The organism is Carboxylicivirga linearis (assembly GCF_018271995.1).
GTDB classification, from domain to species: Bacteria; Bacteroidota; Bacteroidia; order Bacteroidales; family Marinilabiliaceae; genus Carboxylicivirga; species Carboxylicivirga linearis.
The window spans coordinates 1-500 of record NZ_JAGUCO010000142.1; the positions used below are offsets into that span (position 1 = coordinate 1).

Genomic DNA, 500 nt, shown 5'->3' on the forward strand with positions numbered 1-500 from the left:
GCGGCTTAATAGCCTTGTTATTAAATTGATTAAATGTTATTTAGTGAGAATCAGGATGCCATCATATCGCCCGAAAAGATGTCATAGTCCATGCTATCGGGGTCGAGGTTTTGGATTTTACCAACAGGCTCATCGTCATCATCTGAACTACCAATCGGTTCATCGCTCATTGCATAATCATTGGCTGCACTACCAATCGGGTCATCACTCATTGAATAGTCCGATGCTGCACCTGATACCGAAGCCTGAATTTCACGCTCGATGTCAATGTCTGCTGCCGGGAGAGCTTGTGTGATTGGGTTTAAGGCACGTAGTCCGTCCATTTCGTTCACATCGCTATAATCTTCATCACCGATAATTCCCTCTAATCCTTGAAGGATGGTCTTACCTGTGGCTTTTTTGATGATGGATTCAACACCTGCACCTGCTGCACCTACCAAGCCCAGCTTTACATACTCGTTTTTGGTAAACTGCGTACCAACCAAACCGCCCATAGTAAC

General features: G+C 45.0%; 1 protein-coding gene. It reads right to left on the reverse strand.

Annotated features, from left to right (window positions below):
• Positions 1-50: 50 nt before the first annotated feature.
• Positions 51-500 (reverse strand): hypothetical protein (locus KEM10_RS24065; RefSeq protein WP_212221030.1); only part of this gene is annotated, 450 nt, incomplete at its 5' end.